Below are 22,615 nucleotides of genomic sequence, written 5' to 3'. Positions count from 1 at the left end.
AGACAAATCGAAAAAAAAATAGTATTAATCGCCATAATTGGTCTTTTAAGTTGCAGTCAAAAAAAGACTGATTTGACTTGTGAAAAAATTGATTATTTGATTGACGAAAAAACTTACGTTGACAAAATTATCGGACTGATTTTAATGGAAAAATTATTTTAAGTCCGATGCTTTTGTAAGCTTAGCTTAAAACCGTACTGGTTAAAAGTATTAAACCTTAAAAAGATTAATTTTTAAGTAATTTAGCTACATGTACTAAGTATGAGATTACAATAGGTTTATCCAATTTAACTCTTTTGTCAGTTTTTTATAATTGTTTGAACTAATACCCAAATTCTTCTTAGCTAAAATACTATAAACATAAATATTATAGTACATAACACCTGCCTTCAACAATAAAACCGTTATTTTCTCGTAAACATTTTAAATCACATTAAATACTGATTATTAATAAGAAAATTGGAATAATTGCCTTGTTGTTCATCACGGTTTCCTGCAATGAATTGCAACAAGTGGTAAATCAATTGCCTTCCGGCACCACACTGGGGAACGCTGAGATTGCAAATGGTCTTAAAGCCGCACTTGAAAAAGGAATTTCGGAACAAGTAAGCAAACTAACCAAGACGGACGGATTTTTTAAAAATGAGCTGGTCAAGATTTTATTGCCGGAAGAGCTCCATAAAGTGGACAAAACACTGCGGGATATTGGCCTGGGAAACTTGGCCGATGAAGGACTCAGGGTATTGAACCGGGCGGCCGAAGACGCTGTTTCCGAGGCCACTCCCATTTTCGTAGATGCCGTAAAAGGCATAACAATTAACGATGCCAAAACCATCTTGTTGAGCGATGACAATGCCGCCACAACCTACTTGACGCAGCGGACTAGAACAGCCCTGTATGATAAGTTCAACCCGGTCATCCAATCTTCTTTTCAAAAAGTAGGCGCGGACCAGATTTGGAGCAATCTTATAAACAGGTACAACGCTATTCCCTTGACAAATGATGTAAATCCCGATTTGACGGATTATGTCACCCAAGAAGCGTTGGATGGGGTTTTTACCATGATTGCTTTGGAAGAGAAGGAAATAAGAACCAATGTGGCTTCAAGAACTACCGATTTACTCCGCAGGGTTTTCGCCTTGCAGGATTAATTTTTTTACGGCGGAAACAATAAATCAAACTATTCTACGTTAAATTTTTATAAATCAGTTTATTATAGGTGTTTTCACCGCTATAGATAATTCTTATTTTTTCAAATTTTTGAGTTAGTATTTTTTGAGTTAGTTAGTTAAAAACCGGTGGGAGCACCGGTTTTTTAATTTAAAATGGTTTAATTTTTTGGATACAAGCGAACCTGCCTACTTGTGGTACGTTGGCGGGTATCGAAAACATCTGCCTAGATAAAGGCTTTTTTGAGCTTCATAGCGGGGCTAAGAAGCGAGAATAGGACAGTGCCGCTCGAACGGGAAACCCTGTGGGCTTTCTTAAGAGAGTGTATAGATGATGCGGAGGAAGGGCAATTCTGGAATTTTTTAGCCAATTTGAAAAATATAAACCACTCCATTTAGTACAATGACCTAGAAATTAAGACCTATGATGATTTTATAGACTTAATACCTTTATAATAAATGCGATTGTTTTTCAACGGTTTCCTTCGTTGTAGGCATTAAGCCAATTCTGCCTTCTATACCTAGCTTCCCATTTTGAGAGGTCTGCTCCAACCCGGTCAAATACCCAATGACCATTCTATTAAAAAGCATCGCCTGTTCCATATTTACAATATGCCCACAGTCCTGAATGATAAAGAGCAAGGCATCGGATTTGTTGGATGCTATTCTTTTTACCGAAGGAAGGAAAACCTTATCCTCTTCGCCCATAATAAATAAGGAGGGTATTTCCGTTTTATCGGAATATAGATAATTCAACACTGGGTTTAGCTTCCGTGTAAATTCTGACCATTTCAAAAACTCTTCTTCCTTCCATGCCGTGGTCTGTTGTATTATAAATAATCTAGTTTCCCTATGGTTCCTGTTTGGCAAAAGATAATAAGAGAAAATCCCAAATTGGGCAGTTGAAGAAAATACGGACTTGAGCGCACTCCTTACCTTGAATAAAAAACGAAGTCGTCTATTTATCTTGGTAATGGCCCCCGCCAATATCATGGAATCCACACTTTTAGGATATTTCCAAGAAAAATAGTTGACAAATACAGTACCAAGGGAAAGGCCAATGAAATGGGATTTGGCAATATTGTTATCCTCCAATACGCGAAGAATGCCATTGGATATGGCATCTAAATCCAATTCATCCAAGGAATGGGAAAGGCCATTCTTTTCCTTTAATTCGATTATTAATACGTTATAATGAAGTTTAAATTCGGGAAGTTGTTTGTCCCATACCTGGAAGATCCCTCCTGCTCCATCTATGAAGGTTACCCAAGGCAATGAGCTGGCGTTCCTGTATGATTTGTAATGTAACAATTGGTTAGTTTTATCCAGTTTTAGGAAAAGACCCACAATGTAATTATTCTTTCGTAATTGAAACCTTTCAATCTTACAATTAACGCTAAAACTCTAGGATTTTTTGAATTTTTAACATGGTCAATGTTAAAAAAAAGACAAATTACCCAATTATTAGTTGTTTCACATAGAGAGGTAACATCCAAATGACGATTGTGCGCGTATATTTGAAAGAACAAATTTACTACTATGGAAAAGCAATATTGTAAAGTGGGAACTGTAACCCCGATCGCGGCAAAACCAAACGTTATTACATTGTTGGAATATCAATACCAAAACTTCATTGAGAAAGCCTCTAAAATGAGATATTCCAATACCAAGTTGAGCGAATTTTTTGAATTGAGGGCCGAAAAAATCCAAAAGTCCCTGGAGAATCTTATTTAAAGTAAGTTTCTGGACTCCAATTCTTTTTGCATTTGAACTTGTAAATCACTTGCCTTATTTGCGGCGGCTTTGGCAAAATCGGTTCCTGTGGAAGCATATATGATTCCCCTGGAGGAGTTGACCAATAGTCCAATGTCTGGAGTGATTCCATGTTCACAGACCTCCTCAAGACTTCCCCCCTGGGCACCTACCCCTGGGACCAACAAAAAGTTATTGGGGATTATTTCACGGATTTCCGTCAAATATTCCGACTTGGTCGCCCCAACCACATACATCAAATTATGGGCTCCTTTGTATGTCTTGGAAGTTTTTAGCACTTCCTTGTAAAGCTCAATGCCATTTATTTTTTTTGTTTGAAAATCGAAGGCCCCAACATTGGAGGTCAATGCCAGTAATATAGTGTGCTTATTTTCAAAACTTAAAAAAGGCTCCACGGAATCTTTGCCCATGTACGGGGCAATCGTAATGGAGTCGAAATTTAAATCCTCAAAAAAAGCATTTGCATATCTTGCCGAAGTATTTCCAATGTCCCCTCGTTTTGCATCTGCTATGGTAAACTGCTCCGGATACCGCTCGTTCAAATAATCAATGGTTCGCTGCAAGGACTTCCATCCTTTTATACCATAAGCTTCATAAAATGCAATATTAGGCTTGTAGGCCACGCATAGATGATTCGTAGCATCAATAATGGCCTTGTTGAATTCAAAAATGGGGTCTTCTTCCTGCAATAAATGGGGCGGGATTTTCTCTAGGTCCGTATCAAGTCCAATACACAGAAAGGTCTTTTTCATACGGATTTGTTGTACCAAATCTTGGGTGGTCATAAAATCAAACTACTTTTCAATAAATAGGGCCAAAATACCCCGATATTTAAAAAATCTCCGATGCCACTTTCAGTTTCTCGGTATTTTCAACAAGACTCAATTCATCAATTATCCGCTGGATATCCCCATCTATGATATTGGATAAATCATATAAGGTAAGACCTATCCTATGGTCTGTAACCCTCCCTTGTGGATAATTATAGGTCCGTATCTTAGCTGACCGGTCTCCACTACTTACCTGGGAATTTCTTTTAGCGGCATCCTCTTCCTGTTTTTTGGCCAATTCCAGATCGTATAATCTAGAACGCAAAACCCTAAAAGCTTTGTCCTTATTCTTGTGTTGCGATTTTTGATCTTGACATTGCGCCACCAGTCCCGTTGGAATATGCGTCAGCCGTACTGCGGAATAGGTCGTATTTACGGACTGTCCTCCAGGTCCCGAAGAACAGAAATAATCTATTCGTACGTCCTTAGGGTCTATTTGCACATCAAAATCCTCAGCCTCCGGCAAAACCATTACGGTTGCGGCACTGGTATGTACCCTACCTTGGGTTTCTGTTTGCGGCACCCTTTGCACCCGGTGGACGCCTGCTTCAAACTTTAAGGTTCCGTAGACATCCTCACCGGTTATCTCAAATTGGATTTCCTTATAGCCTCCGCTGGTCCCTTCGCTCAAATCGATGACATTCGTTTTCCAACCCTTATTTTCGCAATATTTTGTATACATTCTAAAGAGGTCACCGGCAAAAATACTGGCTTCGTCGCCACCTGTTCCCGCCCTAATTTCCATCACAACATCTTTGGCATCCTCAGGATCTTTGGGTATCAACATGAGCTTAATTTCGTCCTCAAGTGCAGGAAGACTGCTTTTGGCCTCTTCCAATTGCATCTTTGCCATTTCCAGCATTTCTTCATCGGAACCATCGGCGATGATTTCCTCCGCTTCGGAAATATTATTGGTAAATTCCATATACTGATCTCTTTTGGCCATTAGCTGCTTAAGATCTTTGTATTCTTTTGTAAGTTTTACGTACCGGTCTTGGTCTGCAATTATATCGGGCTGAATAATCAGGTCCGAAACCTCGTCAAAACGCTGTTTTACAATATTTAGTTTGTCTATCATTATCAACTACACTTGTACTGCGAAATTACAATAATTTTATGTACCGCATTGGAGGAATTACACATCGGCCCAAGTATTAAAATCTGACCATTACATAGTTTTAAAGAAGAAAAAAGTGTCTTAAAATGCGTTTTTCGAAAACTGCAATTCACGGAATTTGATTGAGAATCAATCCAGTACTTTTATGCATTTTGTTTTCTGAGTCTACAATGATTACCTCTGTATCCCCTAATTGGTTTACTAAGGCAAGTCCAGCATTGGTGCCCATAACCATAATGGCTGTGGCCAGGGCATCGCAAAGTTCAGCATTTTTGGAAAAAATTGAAACACTTTGTATTTGGTCACTAATAGGGTAACCGGTTCTTGGATCTAGGATATCCTTATATTTTTCATTATTTATTAGTACGTATCTCTCCTTGTTTCCGGAGGTAGCCACGGAAGATTCCACAATGGGCAGCCACGAAAATACCTTGGTCCTATTATTGGGATTTGCAACCCCTAACATCCATTTTTCCCCACTGGCCTTAGTGCCCCATGTTGTAAGATCTCCAGAGGCATTTATCATCCCTGCGATAACCTTTTTTGATACCAGCAAGTCCTTTGCCCTGTCAACGGCATATCCCTTTCCAATGGCCCCAAACGAAATCTTCATGCCTGGCTTTGTAAGGAACACTGTTAAATTATTTTCATCAAGACTAATGTCCCTATAATTGACCTTTGAAAGCCCTTTACTTATTTCTATATGCGTTGGCTTAGCCGACATTGGCCCTTGAAAATCCCAAAGATTGTCCAAAGCGGCAAAGGAAATGTCAAAAGCACCATCTGTTATATCGGAGATTTGTTTGCAACGTTCTATCAGCTTAAAGAGCTCTAAGCTCACTTTTACTGGTTTGATACCTGCATTTTTATTGATTGCATGTGTTTCCGAGTTCTCGTCCCACGAAGAGATGAGCTTCTCTATACGTGCTATTTCACCAATTGCCTCCTGTATATTAATATAACCTAAATCCTCATTCGTGGAAACTACCGTAATCTCGAAAGGGCCTCCCATTAAAGTCACGGTCTGTTTCACCGTAATAAATTTCTTTTCCTGGCCATACAAGGAGCAAAAAACGAAAAAGGATAGAATGATTACTTGGAACCTCATTTTTTCGCGTGTTTAGTTCGACTAAATTGCGCGGTGATTTTCCAAAAATTCGGACAAATTTTTGTTACTCGGCTTTCGTTTGAAAAACGATTGTAGGGGAACTTTACTACTATTGGCAGTATTGGGGGAGCTGAATTCAATGGCTGTAAGAATTGGGACAAACAGTGTATTACTCGAATACCCTTAAAATAGTACCATCAAGTGATGTTTGATAAACCTTTAGGGGTCTTGTGGCCCTACCGTTTCCTGCATTTAAATTACTGCCATCCTGGGCAAATTGAGATCCATGAACGTCACAATAGAATATTCCGCCGTTTTGGTTGATAAACCGTACCTCATCATACCCTTCATGGCTACACACCTGACTTGCAGCGACCAGTTCGCCCTGTAAATTTCTGGCAATGACCACCAAATTCTTGAGGATAAACCCTCCATTGGTAGCTAGATTGGCAGCTTCGGGAGCGTCTAAATCGATGGTAAAATCCACGTTGGTAGGCTCTTCAACGATATTTCCGTTTTCGCCGTTATCCTTGGAACAGCTCCCCAAGCAGGGAAACGTTATGGCGAATGCCGCTCCGGCACCCAAACTTTTTAAAAACTCCTTTCTTTGCATAGCCTGATATTTATAATACAAACGATCGTATCGGGCTATTCGTATGCCTTAATACTCGAAGATTCCAAATTGACTTTTTATGGTCAATTTCTTGGTCTGAGATGCGGCTACCCTTCCGACGATTTGGGCATCCACATTAAAACTTTGGGCAATGGAAATCAGGTCATTCGCCGTTGTTTCATCGGTATATATTTCCAAACGGTGCCCACAATTGAACACCTGATACATTTCCTTCCAATCCGTGCCGGACTGCTCCTGAATCAATTTGAACAAAGGCGGAATATCAAAAAGATTGTCCTTGATAATGTGTAGATTATCTATAAAATGAAGGATTTTTGTTTGGGCACCGCCACTGCAATGGACCATTCCGTGAATCTCCTTTTTACCATACCTGGACAAAATTTTCTTCACGATGGGCGCATAGGTTCTTGTAGGTGACAAAACCAATTTCCCTGCATCCAATGGGGACCCTTCAACACTGTCAGTGAGTTTTGCCTTTCCTGAGTACACCAAAGATTCGGGAACTTCGTTATCATAACTTTCCGGATATTTTTCGGAAAGGTATTTGGCAAAAACATCGTGCCTTGCCGAAGTCAGTCCATTGCTGCCCATACCCCCGTTGTATTCCTTTTCATACGTAGCCTGACCAAAGGATGCCAAACCAACGATTACATCCCCTTCCTGAATATTGGCATTGTCAATGACATGGTCCCTTTTTAATCTAGCAGTTACAGTGGAATCCACTATGATGGTCCGCACCAGATCACCAACATCCGCTGTTTCACCGCCGGTTGATTTGATGGTGATACCAAAAGCTTCCAATTCGCGAATCAGTTCTTCGGAGCCGTTAATGATGGCCGATATGACCTCACCGGGAATCTTATTCTTGTTCCTTCCAATTGTGGAAGAAAGCATGATATTGTCCGTAGCACCAACACATATTAAATCATCAATGTTCATGATGAGCGCATCCTGCGCAATACCCTTCCAGACGGAAATATCCCCGGTCTCCTTCCAATACATATAGGCCAAGGAAGACTTTGTTCCCGCACCGTCCGCATGCATTACCAAACAGTAGTCTTCATCGCCGGTCAGATAGTCGGGTACAATTTTGCAAAAGGCCTTTGGAAACAGGCCCTTATCGATGTTTTTAATGGCATTATGAACGTCTTCCTTGGAAGCGGAGACCCCGCGCTGGTTGTATCTTTCACTGTGGGATGAGGACATCTTGATTTTATTTGTGGCAAAAATAGGGGAATTGAATTTAAAATCAACCTCCATAAAATTTCATATCCGCCTTTTTGAACCCGTAGCTTCAGGATTATTTAATAAACAATAGCTCGCTATACTTGGTCAGTGGCCATAGTTGGTCCTCGATCAACTTTTCCAATTGATCGGCATGGCTTCGGATGCTATCAAAATAGGGTTTTACATCATTGCAGTACGCCTCCGCCATTTTCGCGGTATCCTTTATTTTATCGGCCTTATTCTGAGTATCGGTCAAAGTATCCGTTGCCTTTTTCAAAGCGGAAATGTGTTGCCCTATTTCTTCGATCATGGAAAGCTGGGCTTCCGTAAATGCCTTGTGGGCAGCGCCATAGATTTCCTTTAATCCGGATACATTGGTAATCAATTTATTCTGATAGGCGATGGCCGATGGTATCACCGAATTGTATACCATATCCCTGTACACATGTCCCTCGATCTGAAGGTGCATCACATAGGTCTCCAGTTCCACCTCCATTCTTGCCCCTAGTTCCACTTCGCTCATGACCTTCATCGACTTGAACAAATCAACCGTACTCTTGGAGGCAAGTACACGGAGGGCATCCGGCGTATTTTTATTGTTGCTTAATTTTCGCTTTTTTGCCTCGTTCTCCCAATCCTTGCTGTATCCATCACCATCAAAGCGAATTCTTTTACATGTCTTGATATACTCGCGCAATACATTGAAGATGGCCTCGTCCTTTTTAAGCCCCTTCTTCTCCAAAAGAATATCCACCTCCTTTTTAAAATCCTTGAGCTGTTTGGCCACTATGGTGTTCAAAACCGTCATTGGCTTGGCGCAGTTCGTTTTGGAACCCACACCCCTCATTTCAAACTTGTTCCCGGTAAAAGCAAATGGCGAGGTACGGTTACGGTCCGTATTGTCCAAAAGAATTTCAGGAATCTTGCCAACAACATTCAGTTTAAGTTCCGTTTTCTCCTCCGGAGATAGTTTTCCTTGGGAAACCCCTTCCAGTTCGTCCAGAACGTTGCTCAATTGTTTCCCGATAAAAATTGAAAAAATAGCCGGCGGGGCCTCGTTGGCACCCAAACGATGGTCGTTGCTCGCCGATGCAATGGAAGACCTCAAGACTTCCTCATAGGTATCCACCGCCTTTATGGTATTCACAAAAAAGGTAAGAAACTGTAGGTTCTTCATGGGCGTGGAACCCGGACTCAACAAATTCACGCCCGTATCCGTGGCCAAAGACCAGTTGTTGTGCTTTCCGGAACCATTTACACCTGCAAAAGGCTTTTCATGGAACAATACTTTCAAATGATGTCTGTCCGCAATTTTATCCATAACATCCATCAGCAATAGGTTATGGTCCACGGCCAAATTGGCCTCCTCAAAAACAGGGGCCAATTCAAACTGGTTTGGGGCAACTTCGTTGTGCCTGGTCTTCACAGGAATCCCTAATTTGGTGCACTCTTTTTCCAGATCGCTCATAAAACCCAGCACCCTACGTGGAATCACCCCAAAATAGTGATCGTCCAACTGTTGGCCCTTGGCCGCCGATACTCCCATTAGGGTTCGGCCGGTAATGATTATGTCCGGCCTAGAATGTGCCAATGCCTTATCAATTAAAAAGTACTCCTGCTCCCATCCTAAGGTAGCGTTCACTTTTGTGACGTTTTTATCAAAATATTTTGCCACGTTGGTCGCCGCTTCATCTACAGCGCTCAATGCCCTTAACAAGGGCGCTTTATTATCCAAGGCCTCGCCAGTATAAGAAACAAAAATGGTGGGTATACATAGCGTAGTTCCGTATATGAATGCAGGAGATGTAGGGTCCCATGCTGTATATCCCCTTGCTTCAAAAGTATTGCGTATACCACCACTTGGAAAGCTGGACGCATCGGGCTCCTGTTGCACCAATTGTCCGCCACCGAACTTCTCCAAGGCCCTACCGTCCAACGTTAGATCGAAAAATGCATCGTGTTTTTCAGCTGTTGCCCCGGTCAAAGGCTGAAACCAATGGGTATAATGGGTAGCACCCATGGTAATAGCCCAACCTTTAATGGCCTCTGCAACCTGGTCTGCAATCTTACGGTCAATTTTGGAACCCGTAACAATGGCATCCTTCAAGCTCTCATAGGCATCCTTGGTCAAATATTGAAGCATTTTGGCCTCATTGAAAACACTCAAACCAAAAATATCGGAACGTCTTCCTTTTTCCTCTACGGTAATGGCCTCTCTTTTTAGGCTCTGGACAATGGCTTCAAATCTGGGTATGGACATGTTATAGTAAATTATTAATTCGACAAATTTAAGTGCAAAAAATATTTATTTGACAAAATACCCGATAAAAATTAGGGGTATCATATTATTTATTGAAATCTTGGAGATTTAACCCCCAAAAAATACCTAGATACCTGAAAAAAACATATTTTTGGTCGTCTTTTTAAATTGTAATATAACTACCAATAATTATGAGCAAGATTAAATTAGAATACATTTGGTTGGATGGATACTACCCAACTCAAAACATGAGAAGCAAGACCAAGGTGGTCAACAAATTTGGCGGAAAATTGGAAGACTGTCCAATGTGGTCCTTTGATGGTAGTTCCACGAGACAGGCAGAAGGAGGATCTTCGGATTGTTTGTTAAAACCCGTAGCCTTGTTTCCGGACCCGGCAAGAAAAGATGGTTGGTTGGTAATGACGGAAGTTCTAAATGCTGACGGTACCCCTCATGAGTCAAACGGTAGGGCCACTATAGATGATGATGATAACGACTTCTGGTTTGGTTTTGAGCAGGAATATTTTATTATGGACACCCACACACAACTACCATTGGGCTTTCCAATAGGTGGTTATCCCGCACCCCAAGGTCTATACTATTGCTCCGTAGGTGGAAAGAACACACATGGAAGGGATATTGTTGAGGAGCATGCCGATCTTTGTATCGCGGCCGGTATCAACTTTGAAGGTATCAACCAAGAGGTTGCGTGTGGACAATGGGAATTCCAATTGTTTGCCAAGGGAGCCAAAAAAGCAGGTGACGAGCTTTGGGTTGCCCGATATTTATTAGACCGTCTTACCGAATCCTACGGATATTACATTGAATACCACCCAAAACCATTGGGCAAGGACATGGACTGGAACGGTTCTGGTATGCACGCCAACTTCTCCAATACTACATTGAGAACTGCCGGTTCAAAAGAAGTGTACGAGAAAATATGTGAGGCCTTTAGACCTGTGGTTAAGGAGCATATCGAGGTGTATGGCGAGTTCAACGACCAGCGTTTGACCGGTAAGCATGAAACTGCTTCCATCAACGATTTCAGTTATGGAATCTCTGACCGTGGGGCTTCGATCCGTATTCCTATTGCAACCGTGGAAAGTGGTTGGAAAGGATGGTTGGAAGACAGACGTCCGGCTTCAAACGGTGACCCATACAAAATTGCAGGAAGAATCGTTAAGACCGTGAAGTCTGCGAAAGTTTAAAAAAGTAAAAATTAATTGTTGATAAGAAAGGCCTCGAATTTTTCGAGGCTTTTTTAGTTTTGGATGGTGGGAAGCGGCGTGTTCATCCAGTAGTTCCCTTCCAAGTAATCTCTTAAGACGGGTTGTTTTGGACTATCCAAAGGCAAATTTTTTGCCATTTCTTCATTTTCAGAAATCAACTGATGGCCCAGAGTGGCTTCCTGCACAAAGAACTCCCTATACTGGTGAATGTATTCCCATTTTCGCTCGTCGAGTTTATTGCCCAAGCTGTCCTTAATATCCCTATAACTATATTTTACATCAGCGACCTGCAAATTATCCCTTTCCAAAAACAATCCTTTAAACAACTGTTCTGCCCGCTCGTAACCAACATGGGGACAAACAATAAAAGTGCGCTCGTCTTCCTGAAACCAGAATTCCTTAATCGGTACAGCATCTTTCCTATAACTAACTTTAAAATCCCGTGTTCTTATTTTATCCAACTCTGCCGGTACTTTATTTACTTGAATCTTAAAGGACTTATCTTCTAAATTTATAACGAATTTGGATTTGAATTCCGCCGGCCTTTGCACCAAAACTTTATTATAGAAAGAAATATAGCTCAGGAACATTTTATTGGCCTGGCCACGGGCATATTCTGATTGGATATGATACAAAAGTTCCCCGTTCATCTTGTTGAAACCATCTGAGAAACGCTCATCGGCGTTCACGGCGCTACTCCTATCCCCAGGTTTTTTTCGTTTGTATAGATAGTAGTTGAGCTTGTGTATGGCATAATCATCTTTATTTATATGGATGGTGCCCTCTGCCCTATAATCATTATTCCTAAAACTAAATATTATCTCATAAATCTGTTGTGATTTATAATTGGTAGTTCGCTGCAGCCTGAAATTGTGGCTTTCCACAAAGTCTGTCCGTAAATCATTTATGAAGGAGAATGACTCTAAACCGTAATTCCTTATGGCGTCATGAATGCTCAAGGTTATGAATTCATTGCCACCATCGTTGACCATTTTGGCACTTGGTACAATTTTATTTTGTCTTTCATAATCGTAAGGCTGTTTGGCAAAGGAATCTACTACAAAATCTGTATTTAGGCCAAAAGACAACAACTGATAACTATTTCCAAAGTTATCGTGAACGTCAAAACCCTTGTCATTGACCTTAATGAGTGCTTCGCTAAGATTTATATAGTTTTTGTCCTTAACCTGATAATCGCGGTAATACCCCACAAGACCAAAAGCATTTTGTGGATAGTTTTGGGAAATACTATTTATCGCAATTTTTACAATCTGTTTTGCACTCAACTTTTTTATCTCCGCTGACACCACCGCTTCCTGAAGCTCAAAGGCACTGGGCTTGAGTGGAACAATGTTTACCTCATTTTCCATTAAAGTACTTAGCTCAACAAGGAGGGTTTGGTAACCAAGACAGGATATCTCAAGAACCTCACCAATCTCCTTAAATTCAAGGGGTACTTTAAAAGTACCATCAACATTGCTAATGACACCCACGGCTTTATCCCTGATTCTAATCGTAGCAAAAGGGATGGCCTCATTTTTTTCAGTATCTACCAACTGTCCTATAATATAACCCACATCTTGGCCAACGGCATTGGTGATTCCATAAAGCAGAGAAAAGACCAATAAAACCAATTTGTATGTTCGTATCATAGCAATTAATTTATAGATTTCTTTAGCGGCGTATTCATCCAATAGTACTCACCATTTGCTGGTTCATCCATGGGCTGTTCCCCAAACAAAGGCACGGCTTTGTCCATAAATAAACCATCAAAAGGGGCCCTGTTATCCGGTTTTACCTCTTGGACAAAAAACTCACGGTATTGCTCATATTCTGGAGCCGTCCATTTATTCACGAGATTACCCAAGGTATCTCTCACATTGGAGACCTTTATGCTCACAAGTTCATTCAGGTCCTTTTCCTTTTTTACTGCATCTAAAATTTCACCGAATATCTCATATTTTTTCTCATCAATAAGTGCAGGAATCAAATAGATTTTATTCTTAAGTCTTTTGATAGTTCTGATTTTTACTCTTCTGTTTTTAAATTCAACATCGTAATTTTTCAGATCCATAGCTAATTCCTCTAGGGGCCGAGTATTATATTCTACCGTAAAGCATTGCTCATCAAAATCAACAGCATAATCGTCCACCCGAAACACGGGCGGCACATTCAAAATAAAGGTATTATGGAAAGAAATATAGTTTAAGTACATATTGCCATCTTGACTATTATACTCCGTAGTAATATCAAATATGGGTTTTTGGAAATGGCCATGCTTGTTGCGCTTTTTATCATCACCCTTCTTTTTTTCATCGTACATGGTGTATTCCAATCTATGGATGGCAAAATCGAATTTTGAAATATAAATCGTACCGTTTGCCCTGTAATTGGGGAAAAAAATCCGGAATTTTATGGTGTACAGTTCGTTACCGTCCTTGGTAGTATCGGCCCCTCTTAGAAAGTAATGGTTTTTCGTGAAATCGGTTTTCATCGTTCCTATGAAATCATAGGACCCCACGTTGAAATTACGAATTGCGTCATGAATCCTAAGGATTCTAAATTCGTTTCCTCCATGGGCATCCAAGCGAGCCTTTTCTATTACCTTGCTCAAAGACTTGTAATTATATGATTGTCTTGCCGATGAATCTTGGGGAAAGTCGGTATTTGTGGACCATTGGTATATCAAGGATTCTGTATTTGAATCATCTAATTGATCGAAACCTTGGTCGAAGACCTCGAAAATGCCTTCATTTAAATTTAGATAGGTACTATCTTTATACTGGTAGTCACGGTAATATCCTACTAATGAAAAGGAAGTAGCAGGATAATTGTTGGGTATGGCATCAATGGCCTTTTGAACGATTTGTTTGGCATTTAGGTTTCTGAAACGCTTTCCCTTTGCTTTGACTACAGCTTCTGAAAGTTCCAATACCCCAGCTTCCAAATAAATAATGTTGATGTCACTGGGTGACAATTGCTGCAATCCATACTCTTTTTTAGTATAGCCCATGGAAGTAATCGCAATGGACTCCCCAGCCTCCCTAAATTCCAAAGGCAAACGAAAACTACCATCCATGTTCGTAATGACCCCTTTGGCCTTTCCCAAAATACGAACGGTGGCAAAAACCACCGGTTCCTTGGTTTCTCCATCCAAAACCGTGCCCCTGACAAAACCCGCTTCCTGGGCCCAACAGACCGAGGCCATAAGAAGAAAGAAAAGGATGGGCCATCGGTTGCAATGCATAGAATCAGGTTATCGTTACGTACACAAAAGATACGTAAATTCCTAAAAGGATTAAACCATCCCGCCATCCCAATCGCAGTCCTTTTGGAAAAAACACCAACGGAAGTATAACGAAGGATATTCCCAGCATCCAAAAGATATCGTTCTCCAAAAGACCGGTATCCACCACATAAATAGGCGAGACTATCGCCGTGATACCCAAAACCGCCAATAGATTAAAAATATTGGAACCTATCAAATTACCCACGGAAATGGCCTTTTCCTTTTTCAATACCGCGATGACGGAGGCCGCCAACTCCGGAATACTCGTCCCTACGGAGACAACAGTAATACCAATGACCCTGTCACTTACCCCAAAAGAAGATGCTAGTCCAACGGCACCCTTTATGAGCAACTCGGACCCTCCCCAAAGCGCAACACCGCCCAGACCCAGAAACAGCACGGTTTTATATAAAGGCAAGGGTATATCGTCTTCGGGCATTTCATCCACAACGGCCGTTTTTTGGAAACGAAGGAGGTATACCAGAAAAAAGAATAGAAAAGAGACCATAATTATTCCTTCTACCCTGCTCAAGTTGCCATCAAAATAGATAAAGCCGAAAAACAGTACTGAAGCAAGCATCATTACAGGCCAGTCCGTCGTATAAAAACTTTTTCGCACATCTATACTTCCCAAAATGACCGTCACCGCCAACACCAAACCGAGATTGGCGATATTTGATCCCACCACGTTTCCCAGGGCCAAGTCCGGAAAGCCATCCAAGGCCGCCTTTATACTTACGATAAGCTCAGGCGCCGATGTAGCAAAGGACACCACGGTCATGCCTATGACAATTTTGGGTATGCTCAACCGCAACGAAATGGCGACGGCCGACTTCAACAACCAACTCCCGCCGGCAATCAACAACACAAGTCCTATTAAAACAAAAAGTACATTTTGCATATAACACGTTTACACACAAATATAATTGAAGCCACAAGATTTCAAGGCAATAGTTTTTAATACCCGATCGGAGATAAAATGGAGGAGATAAATTCCCATTGCATGAAAATACCATAAATGGTAGTTAGTGAATGAAAATCACTACGAACATCGGGCATTTGAGATAAGCATAGCAAATCGAACTTTTAATGATTTGCTTGCACCTTAACAAACCTTCCTAAAAAAGAAAAGTTTCTTCTCAATTAAGCCATTCTTCATTTGTAAAAAAAATGAAATCGGAGAAAACCGAAGAAATTTTTATGAAATGCCCCTACAACTTTTGGAAACCTCCCATTTAATCCCTGTAAAAATTATAAAATGTAAGATAAAAGACCCTTAGTTATTACATTTTATCACATCAATGTAGGATTGATTCCAAATATTACAACATATCACATTATTTCACTTACATACTTGTATTCAAATATATCGATTTAACTAAAATTACTTGGATGGAAGCGAAACTCCATTATATATTATTCGAATAATCGATTATAATCAACAATGGTATAACCTAAAACTTTTAAAAATGATTAATTTATTTAAGCTCATACTATTCATCATAATAAGTATTTTCATCCACAATCTTTGAGAAAATCTGTAGAAACCAATTAAAATGCCGGGCCCGGTTATAATTTTACATAAATGGAGTATAACATAGATTTTGAGAAAGGATAGTAATTACTAACACAATATAAATGAAGGTCAAATTAGAATGTAACCAATTTTTGTATTTTTGATAAAACCATTGTTTTGAAAAAAAGTTTTTTTAAATTTTTGGCAAAGATGAATAAGGCTATATTGCCCTCATATTCAGAAAAACAATTGGATTTATCCAAAGCCAGTAAATTCCAACTGGCCGTTATTGGTTGGAGATACTATGTTACTACCCGCGCTTTGGATTAGTAGGTTATCAAGGATTTTACCTTAAAAGGTTTGATTTTTTCCCTTCCGTTTAGAAAAGAGAGTTCAATCAAAAAATTACATTGTACGATGATACCTCCCAATTTTTCGACCAATTTGGTAGTTGCCAAAGCGGTTCCACCTGTCGCCAAAACGTCATCATGAATTAAAACCCTATCCCCTTTGGTTATACCGTCCACATGAATCTCCAAGGTATCTGTACCATACTCCAAATTATATGATTCGCTCAAGGTTTTATAAGGTAATTTCCCCGGTTTCCTAATAGGTACAAATCCGGATTCCAATCGCTCCGCTAGCATAGGTCCAAAAATAAACCCCCTACTTTCCATACCAACAACTTTGTCTATATCCTCCTTTTTCAAGTCCTTAATAAGACTATCAGCAGCACTACTTAAAGCCCAATGACTCTGTAATAAGGGAGTTATATCTTTAAAGATGATTCCTGGTTTTGGGAAATCTGGCACATCTCTTATATAACTTTTGAAATCCATATATTATAAAGGGTCTTAATTTTGTGGTAAATGTAAAAAGAAATATATTTGCACCCCGCTTTAGGGAAAAGTGAAATATGGCCTCGTGGCGCAACTGAATAGCGCATCTGATTACGGCTCAGAAGGTTACAGGTTTGAATCCTGTCGAGGTCACTAAACGGGATTTTTCACTAAACGAGTGGAAATTCCCGTTTTTTATTTCCCTTGAATCTCTTGAAAATGAGGAGATTGCTCCGAAAATCTCATTGACCCTAATAGTTTGAACTGCCTTGTTTTTGAAGTCATACCCAATCCCATCCGGGAAGACCATATATTGTAAGGCCCTTTTGGTTTCCAAATCACCTGACTCCCACAATTTAGGAAGGTTACAGGCATAACCAAGTGCCAGTTTTACCGACTTTTTGAGGTTTGAACTATTTATACCGCTGTTCTCCAATTTCATTTCTAGTTCCCTTTTTTCGGCCTTCAGTTCGGGCATGAAAAGATCATATTGGGACTTGGTAATCTCGTTCAACAGAACGAACCTTCTTTCCAATGTACCTATTCGCTCCTTTACCTGATCCAGTTCTTTGGACAACCTTTTTTGGTCTTCCAAAGCTTCCTGGTTTTTGTCCAGCAGGGTATCGTGAATGATTTCGGTCAGGGGTTCGATGTACTTTTTATCCGCAATCGTATATTCACCCAGAACGTTCAGGAACTCCTGATGTAGCTTTTTGGCGCTCCTGTTCTCCCTACTTCCTTTTCGTCGGTTCTTGTAATAGTAAAGACCCTTTTTCCGCACTATAAAACCGGTGTATGGTGTGCCGCAAACCGAAGACCTGACGAACTGTTTCAGAGGTAGGTTTTCGTCATCATATGAATATTTTTTGGGCGTATCCCCAGTATGTAACAGATTGTGTATCTTCAAAAAAACCTCTTTCGAAATCAGGGCCTCGTGTTTTCCCGGGACTACCTCTCCCGGAATCAGGCTATTGACAATAAGTCCGCAGTAGAAAGGGTTCCTAAAAAGGTCGGTCAATTTTTTTGCATGAATATCCAAGCCCTTTTCCTTCAGGCGTTTTGCAATCTCGACATGGGACATATTTTGGTTGGCCTTCCATAAAAAGGCCTGTTTTAAAAGCTTTCCTTCCCCCGTGATCACGAAATTTGGGGTCTTTCCTTTACCGGGATTCGTATTGGTGTATCCAAACGGGTAGGCTCCGGTCCAATGGCCCCTTCGTAACTTTTCCCGCATTCCGGTAATGGATTTGTCCCTTCGCACTTGGTTGTCAAAGTGGGAGAACATATGGTACAGGTTTTCCTGGAAATTGCCCGCACTTGTGGTCACATCGATTTCCTGTGTGGCCGATATTACGGCGACCCCTTGCTTTTTCAGCTGCTCGCTGATATAGGCACCGTTCGCCCCCGTTCTTGAGAACCTGTCGTAGGAATAGACAATGATATAACCGATGTTCTTTCTTCTTTTGACGTAATTGAGCATCCTTTGGAATTCCCTACGCTCATCGCTCTTGGCGGATTCGTAGGTTCCCCCAAAATATTCCAATACCTCCAATTCCTTTCTGAGTGCGTATTCCTGGCAATATTTCAATTGGGTAGTGAGACTGGCATTGTTGTCGAATTGCTCCTTACTGGACACGCGGGTGTATATCACGGCCGTTTGGTTCTTTCCAATGACCCTTCCCTTTTCCTTTTTCGCGAATTGACCGAATACCTCTAAATTCATATGCCCGTTTTTTGTACATGGCGGCAAACTATGTTGGCGAGTTCCCCGAGCTGTTCCAAAATTCTTTCCGCTTCTTCCTCCGAATATTCCTCAAAACCGTTAAAAGTTTTGAGCCATGTACTATTGCATGTTCCTTTTTTCCGCTTTGGTCCAAATACTGAATTTGACATTACCTATACATCTCGGCAGCTCCTGTGTCTTGAAGGTTACTTCCGTATTTGTAAAAGCAGGCTTTAATTTACCTTTTTTAATCTTGTGAATCCCTTGCGGGAACACTATTTTATCCCATACTTATCAATCATTGGTCAACAACCCTTAGTCTTTAAGAACGACCTACCTTTTTTCTAAAAACTCTGTTCACGCAGACAATCCTACCATTACTTTGTTTGATTTCCAGATTTTGAAAATCATGTTGCTTTAAAAGGTCTATGATGCGTTCTCCCGTATGTATCCTCTCCAATCCCTCGATAACATCAACTTCCCCGTTTTTAATGATTAGTTTGATGGACAGGAACCTTTTGTTACGTATCATTTCCAAGACTTGGATTTCGGCTAAGGACAATCCAGCAAAATGTAGCTTATCTTTCATTTTCATGTTTTCAGTTTTATGGTTTATCCTATAGACCTAGGCCCCCTCTTTTCTTCTTTCTTTTGGACTTTTTCCTGTTGTTACCGTCTAGAAGTTCCAATCTGAATGGGTTCCAATCCGTAGCTTGTACCAAAGGTTCGACTACTCCAGTTCCCTTAATTTGTTCCAGATAATCTTTTGATTGTTCAGCAGTATTTTCAGTGCCTTCTGTACTTCCATTATTTCTTGGTTTAGGCCCGATTGACGTTCCATGGTCTCTTTCACCAGTAGGATGAGTTCCTCGTTCTTTTTCATTAGCCGATAGTACAGTTCTACGGTCTCTGTCTTGCTCATAATCGATGTGTTTGGTTATACTGTTCCATGAGAATTTTTTACCTAGCGTACTGCCCTTATACACCACTCCCCGATACCTGAACGATATGCCCGAGACCCTTCCCGTGGTCTTGCTTACATTGAATCTTGGGGATATATGTTGCCGTTCAAGTAATTTGATAAATTCCGTGGTATCCTTCGCACTTGAAACCGCCGAACCGATTTTGTCCTGAAGGACAAGTTTTAAAGGTAAATCTCCCGTTCTTAGGGTCTTCTCTATTTCATTTTGGGTAAGTGGTTTTTTAGCGCTCTTGTTACCTGAGATTTGGGTAAGCCCGTATTTCCTTTCCAGTTCGTTGAGTATCTCACGGCTTCTTCTTTTGATGTTGCTATCGCTTGTTAGTCTGCCGGAATACCTTACCCTGTTGGCAATGATATGGATGTGTTCATGTTGCGTGTCCGTGTGCCGGTACATAATGAACTGGTTGTTGTCAAAACCCATTTTCCCTAGATAGTCATTCCCAATGGAAGCAAAGTCCTTATCGCTCAAACTGTCCGAATGCGGCAGGTTCAGGGAAACATGGAGTACCGCATTTCCTAGTCCCGGGCGCAGTTCCCTGACCAGATTGAATTCCTGGGTCATATTGACCGGCGTGGAATGTTCGATATTGGAATCGATGATATACCCCACCCCTTCGTCCACCTTCTTTTCATTGTAGGCCAAGACACCGTAAAAATCCTTCCCTATGGTTATCTTACCTATCATTGCCCGTAATATTTGATTTAAGGAATTGCAATAGTGCTTTAACTTCCTCCAACTGTTTATGAATGTTGTACGGATCGCGGATACCGGAGTTTACGTACTTGGCCAACTGGTTCAGGTTGTTGCCTACCCTGCTCAGTTCAACAAAAAGCCTTCGGTCGGTTGGACTTACCTTTTTCTTTGGAAGGGACTTTTGAGTGGCCTTTCTTCGGATATATTCGGCAATCGATAGCCCAATGGTCCTGGCATTATCGGAAACCTTGATATAGTCGTCAACGGTCATCCTGATGTTGACCTGTATCAGTTTCAACGACGTCAGTTCCTTTTTTGGCCTTCCCATTTTTTATATTTTTTGTGAGCATCACAAGGCAACCTTCAAACGAAGTGCGTAGGGTTTTTGTTAGCAAAAACACAACTTGCTTCGTGACCTCCGATTCATTTTTGGCTAAACTATCGATGATCGGAAAATAAAAATGGGAGTGCTGTACACGAAATCATGTACACCAAATGCAGATTGCTAAGAAAAAATTCGTAAAGGGATTTCCCGGGAATGGGAAGCATCTGTAGGCTATATATGCTTTTGGAATTTTCGACTCGAAAAGATTGGGGATAGAATCATTTGATAACCAAACCAATATATTGCCATAATACCTGGAAAATCATCTAAGTATAAGCCATTAAATACACCGCGATAAACCTTCACTTTATAGTTTTCTGCAATCACCTCCCGAATCGATTGGGAATCTCTGTATCAACTTTATTTCATGGTTGGCCAATACCCGGGCTAGGTTGCACAAATATCAAAATACACCTTGGCCTTCGGATTTTGCTTTACGGTGTCGGAATGGTCCAGGGCCGCATACATTAATCGAAGTTCATGGTTGGCCCATTCCAAGGCAAGGGACCGGTCATATCCCGCCGCATCGACAAAATCTTTCCGTAAATCGGAATGGACGATAAAGGCGTTCAGGGCAAAATCGATGCGATAATCCAACGAACGTAAATACGCGCTCAGCCATGGAAAATCATCCAGCAGGACCAAACAAAAATGAAGGTCGGGATGAAGGTTACCGTTTCCTATTTGCCGCTCCCACTGGGCAATCAGCTGGGGAAAGGCCCGTCGGAAGTCCATTACTCTCCGTGTCAAAAAGAGGTTCTCGTCCATTTTTTGACTTAAAGTTAAGAACATTTATTTTCGATATCCAGAATAATCGAAGGTAGTTATCAAACGTCTCTTTCTTCCCCTGACCACAAAGACCCAAAGCCCTGCTTTGGGCCTTAGATGAAAAATGGTGCTACGACATTTGTGGGAAGGGAGAGGAAAAAAACGAAATCAAATCTTTTAAAGCTATCGTTTTCTGGAACCTAAAGGAAGAGCGGCCGTCGAATATGACTATTGCCATATAGCTATTGTGATAGCACTATTCAATCATATATCGCTATAATCAATACCAAATTCAAATAATCATATATAGCAATGTTCATATGGTCATATGAGCATATGAGCATATGATGGTATTCTCTTTGAAATAAAAATGCAACTCGCAAGTGCTTGGCTTAAAGGGCTCTAAAGCCCGAAAAACAAGCTCTTGCATACCAACCGAGGAGGTTGGTGATTGCCCTCGACCTTGGGAGGGGCAACTTACCAACTTCCCAAAGGTGTAAACAATATGATTCTAAATCAATCAATGAAGAAAATTAATCATTTGTTTGGAGGCTGTAAACCGAGCTCTGTTTGAAATAGATTTAAGCATAAATTTTATTCAGACTGGTCTACCGAAAAAGATGAATAAACAAAATTCGAGAAAAAGCTACTTGACCAGTGCATGTCATGCCAATACATTTTCCAGTTTAACTGGGCCTTTGCCCCGATGTTGAAAAATTTAATCAAGAAGGCCCTTAAGGTAGAGATGAATGGTCATTTGTACAAATATTTCATCAAATGTTATGGAAAGGGCAAAAGACAATCAAGCGTTTTCGGAACTTTCTATCGTCATATGCCCCGACACATGCAAATTAGCTTTGAGCCGGGACTGGTAAAAAAACGAAAAAACCTTTTAGAGGACAATCTATCCGATAATAACATAGAGCTATATGGTCTGGGCAGGAATAAATGCGACATCTCTTCGCATATCATGGAAATTAGGGAAGGTTTCAAGTAAGGTGAGACATTGGTTGAGATTTAAATAATACAAAATAGTATAAAGAAATCTTTAAAAAGGATTTTAAACTAAATG

At 40.7% G+C, this 22,615-nt stretch carries 21 protein-coding genes and 1 tRNA gene; 6 read left to right on the top strand and 16 right to left on the bottom strand.

Translation table 11 applies throughout. From position 1 onward, the window contains the following. Positions 1–476: 476 nt before the first annotated feature. The gene (locus PP181_RS07085) at positions 477–1,151 is read left to right on the top strand and encodes a DUF4197 domain-containing protein (RefSeq protein ID WP_430905204.1); all 675 of its coding nucleotides are present in this window, start codon (positions 477–479) and stop codon (positions 1,149–1,151) included. Between the two features lie 468 nt (positions 1,152–1,619). On the opposite strand, the gene PP181_RS07080 is transcribed toward PP181_RS07085, so the two are convergent. Beyond that, positions 1,620–2,480: an alpha/beta hydrolase gene (locus PP181_RS07080; protein WP_272636536.1), complete on the bottom strand. Its 861-nt coding sequence runs from the start codon at positions 2,478–2,480 to the stop codon at positions 1,620–1,622. Between the two features lie 228 nt (positions 2,481–2,708). Between PP181_RS07080 and PP181_RS07075 the strand changes: the two genes are divergently transcribed. Continuing rightward, complete coding sequence (locus PP181_RS07075) at positions 2,709–2,903, top strand: hypothetical protein (RefSeq protein ID WP_138257503.1); 195 nt, start codon at positions 2,709–2,711, stop codon at positions 2,901–2,903. Here the strand turns inward: PP181_RS07075 and pyrF are convergent. The 6 genes from pyrF to PP181_RS07045 form a co-directional block, all read right to left on the bottom strand. Next, positions 2,900–3,727, bottom strand: a complete 828-nt coding sequence (gene pyrF / locus PP181_RS07070) for an orotidine-5'-phosphate decarboxylase (protein ID WP_272636535.1) — start codon at positions 3,725–3,727, stop codon at positions 2,900–2,902. The two genes, PP181_RS07075 and pyrF, sit on opposite strands and share 4 nt — an antisense overlap. A 46-nt stretch (positions 3,728–3,773) precedes the next feature. Further along, positions 3,774–4,850, bottom strand: a complete 1,077-nt coding sequence (gene prfA, locus PP181_RS07065) for a peptide chain release factor 1 (RefSeq protein ID WP_272636533.1) — start codon at positions 4,848–4,850, stop codon at positions 3,774–3,776. 148 nt (positions 4,851–4,998) lie between these two features. Next, complete coding sequence (locus tag PP181_RS07060; protein ID WP_272636532.1) at positions 4,999–5,997, bottom strand: FAD:protein FMN transferase; 999 nt, start codon at positions 5,995–5,997, stop codon at positions 4,999–5,001. Between the two features lie 169 nt (positions 5,998–6,166). Beyond that, a complete protein-coding gene (locus tag PP181_RS07055; RefSeq protein ID WP_138257500.1) occupies positions 6,167–6,610 on the bottom strand; it encodes a QcrA and Rieske domain-containing protein in 444 nt (147 codons plus the stop codon). Between the two features lie 48 nt (positions 6,611–6,658). Beyond that, positions 6,659–7,837, bottom strand: a complete 1,179-nt coding sequence (locus tag PP181_RS07050) for an AIR synthase related protein (RefSeq protein ID WP_272636530.1) — start codon at positions 7,835–7,837, stop codon at positions 6,659–6,661. Positions 7,838–7,931: 94 nt separating this feature from the next. After that, entirely contained in the window at positions 7,932–10,118 is a 2,187-nt protein-coding gene (locus PP181_RS07045; protein ID WP_272636528.1) for a glutamine synthetase III family protein, read from the bottom strand. A gap of 191 nt (positions 10,119–10,309) precedes the next feature. On the opposite strand from PP181_RS07045, the gene PP181_RS07040 reads away from it, so the two are divergent. After that, the gene (locus tag PP181_RS07040) at positions 10,310–11,326 is read left to right on the top strand and encodes a glutamine synthetase beta-grasp domain-containing protein (RefSeq protein WP_099545290.1); all 1,017 of its coding nucleotides are present in this window, start codon (positions 10,310–10,312) and stop codon (positions 11,324–11,326) included. 53 nt (positions 11,327–11,379) lie between these two features. On the opposite strand, the gene PP181_RS07035 is transcribed toward PP181_RS07040, so the two are convergent. Genes PP181_RS07035 through PP181_RS07025 form a run of 3 tightly spaced genes read right to left on the bottom strand, consistent with a single transcriptional unit; the run spans position 11,380 to position 15,537 of the window. Further along, on the bottom strand, positions 11,380–12,999 hold the full coding sequence (locus PP181_RS07035; RefSeq protein ID WP_272636526.1) for a carboxypeptidase-like regulatory domain-containing protein: 1,620 nt from the start codon (positions 12,997–12,999) through the stop codon (positions 11,380–11,382). A gap of 5 nt (positions 13,000–13,004) precedes the next feature. After that, a complete protein-coding gene (locus PP181_RS07030; RefSeq protein WP_272636525.1) occupies positions 13,005–14,594 on the bottom strand; it encodes a carboxypeptidase-like regulatory domain-containing protein in 1,590 nt (529 codons plus the stop codon). A 4-nt stretch (positions 14,595–14,598) separates the two neighbouring features. Next, positions 14,599–15,537 carry a calcium/sodium antiporter gene (locus PP181_RS07025; protein ID WP_272636523.1) on the bottom strand — a complete coding sequence of 313 codons (939 nt, stop codon included), beginning with the start codon at positions 15,535–15,537 and terminating at the stop codon, positions 14,599–14,601. A gap of 792 nt (positions 15,538–16,329) precedes the next feature. Between PP181_RS07025 and PP181_RS07020 the strand changes: the two genes are divergently transcribed. Next, the gene (locus PP181_RS07020; protein WP_154916853.1) at positions 16,330–16,482 is read left to right on the top strand and encodes an SsrA-binding protein; all 153 of its coding nucleotides are present in this window, start codon (positions 16,330–16,332) and stop codon (positions 16,480–16,482) included. On the opposite strand, the gene PP181_RS07015 is transcribed toward PP181_RS07020, so the two are convergent. Next, positions 16,479–16,991: an adenine phosphoribosyltransferase gene (locus PP181_RS07015; RefSeq protein ID WP_154916854.1), complete on the bottom strand. Its 513-nt coding sequence runs from the start codon at positions 16,989–16,991 to the stop codon at positions 16,479–16,481. The two genes, PP181_RS07020 and PP181_RS07015, sit on opposite strands and share 4 nt — an antisense overlap. Before the next feature lie 79 nt (positions 16,992–17,070). Between PP181_RS07015 and PP181_RS07010 the strand changes: the two genes are divergently transcribed. Then, positions 17,071–17,144, top strand: a tRNA-Arg gene (locus PP181_RS07010). On the opposite strand, the gene PP181_RS07005 is transcribed toward PP181_RS07010, so the two are convergent. From PP181_RS07005 to PP181_RS06985, 5 genes are all read right to left on the bottom strand, one after another. Next, positions 17,110–18,714 carry a recombinase family protein gene (locus PP181_RS07005; RefSeq protein ID WP_272636522.1) on the bottom strand — a complete coding sequence of 535 codons (1,605 nt, stop codon included), beginning with the start codon at positions 18,712–18,714 and terminating at the stop codon, positions 17,110–17,112. The two genes, PP181_RS07010 and PP181_RS07005, sit on opposite strands and share 35 nt — an antisense overlap. Positions 18,715–19,036: 322 nt before the next feature. Continuing rightward, positions 19,037–19,303 (bottom strand): hypothetical protein, encoded by a 267-nt coding sequence (locus PP181_RS07000; protein ID WP_272636520.1) that lies wholly within the window; start codon positions 19,301–19,303, stop codon positions 19,037–19,039. Between the two features lie 28 nt (positions 19,304–19,331). Continuing rightward, entirely contained in the window at positions 19,332–20,381 is a 1,050-nt protein-coding gene (locus PP181_RS06995; RefSeq protein WP_272636519.1) for a relaxase/mobilization nuclease domain-containing protein, read from the bottom strand. After that, complete coding sequence (locus tag PP181_RS06990; RefSeq protein WP_272636518.1) at positions 20,371–20,718, bottom strand: plasmid mobilization protein; 348 nt, start codon at positions 20,716–20,718, stop codon at positions 20,371–20,373. The genes PP181_RS06995 and PP181_RS06990 overlap by 11 nt, the downstream gene beginning before the upstream one ends. A 444-nt stretch (positions 20,719–21,162) precedes the next feature. Next, positions 21,163–21,543: a hypothetical protein gene (locus tag PP181_RS06985; protein WP_272636516.1), complete on the bottom strand. Its 381-nt coding sequence runs from the start codon at positions 21,541–21,543 to the stop codon at positions 21,163–21,165. A 706-nt stretch (positions 21,544–22,249) separates the two neighbouring features. Between PP181_RS06985 and PP181_RS06980 the strand changes: the two genes are divergently transcribed. Continuing rightward, positions 22,250–22,540 carry a hypothetical protein gene (locus PP181_RS06980; RefSeq protein WP_272636515.1) on the top strand — a complete coding sequence of 97 codons (291 nt, stop codon included), beginning with the start codon at positions 22,250–22,252 and terminating at the stop codon, positions 22,538–22,540. Positions 22,541–22,615: the final 75 nt, after the last annotated feature.

It is taken from the genome of Maribacter sp. PR66, assembly GCF_028464205.1.
Classification (GTDB): Bacteria; Bacteroidota; Bacteroidia; order Flavobacteriales; family Flavobacteriaceae; genus Maribacter; species Maribacter flavus.
The sequence above is the reverse complement of the archived record's forward strand: the minus strand, read 5'-3'. Positions and strand labels throughout refer to the sequence as shown.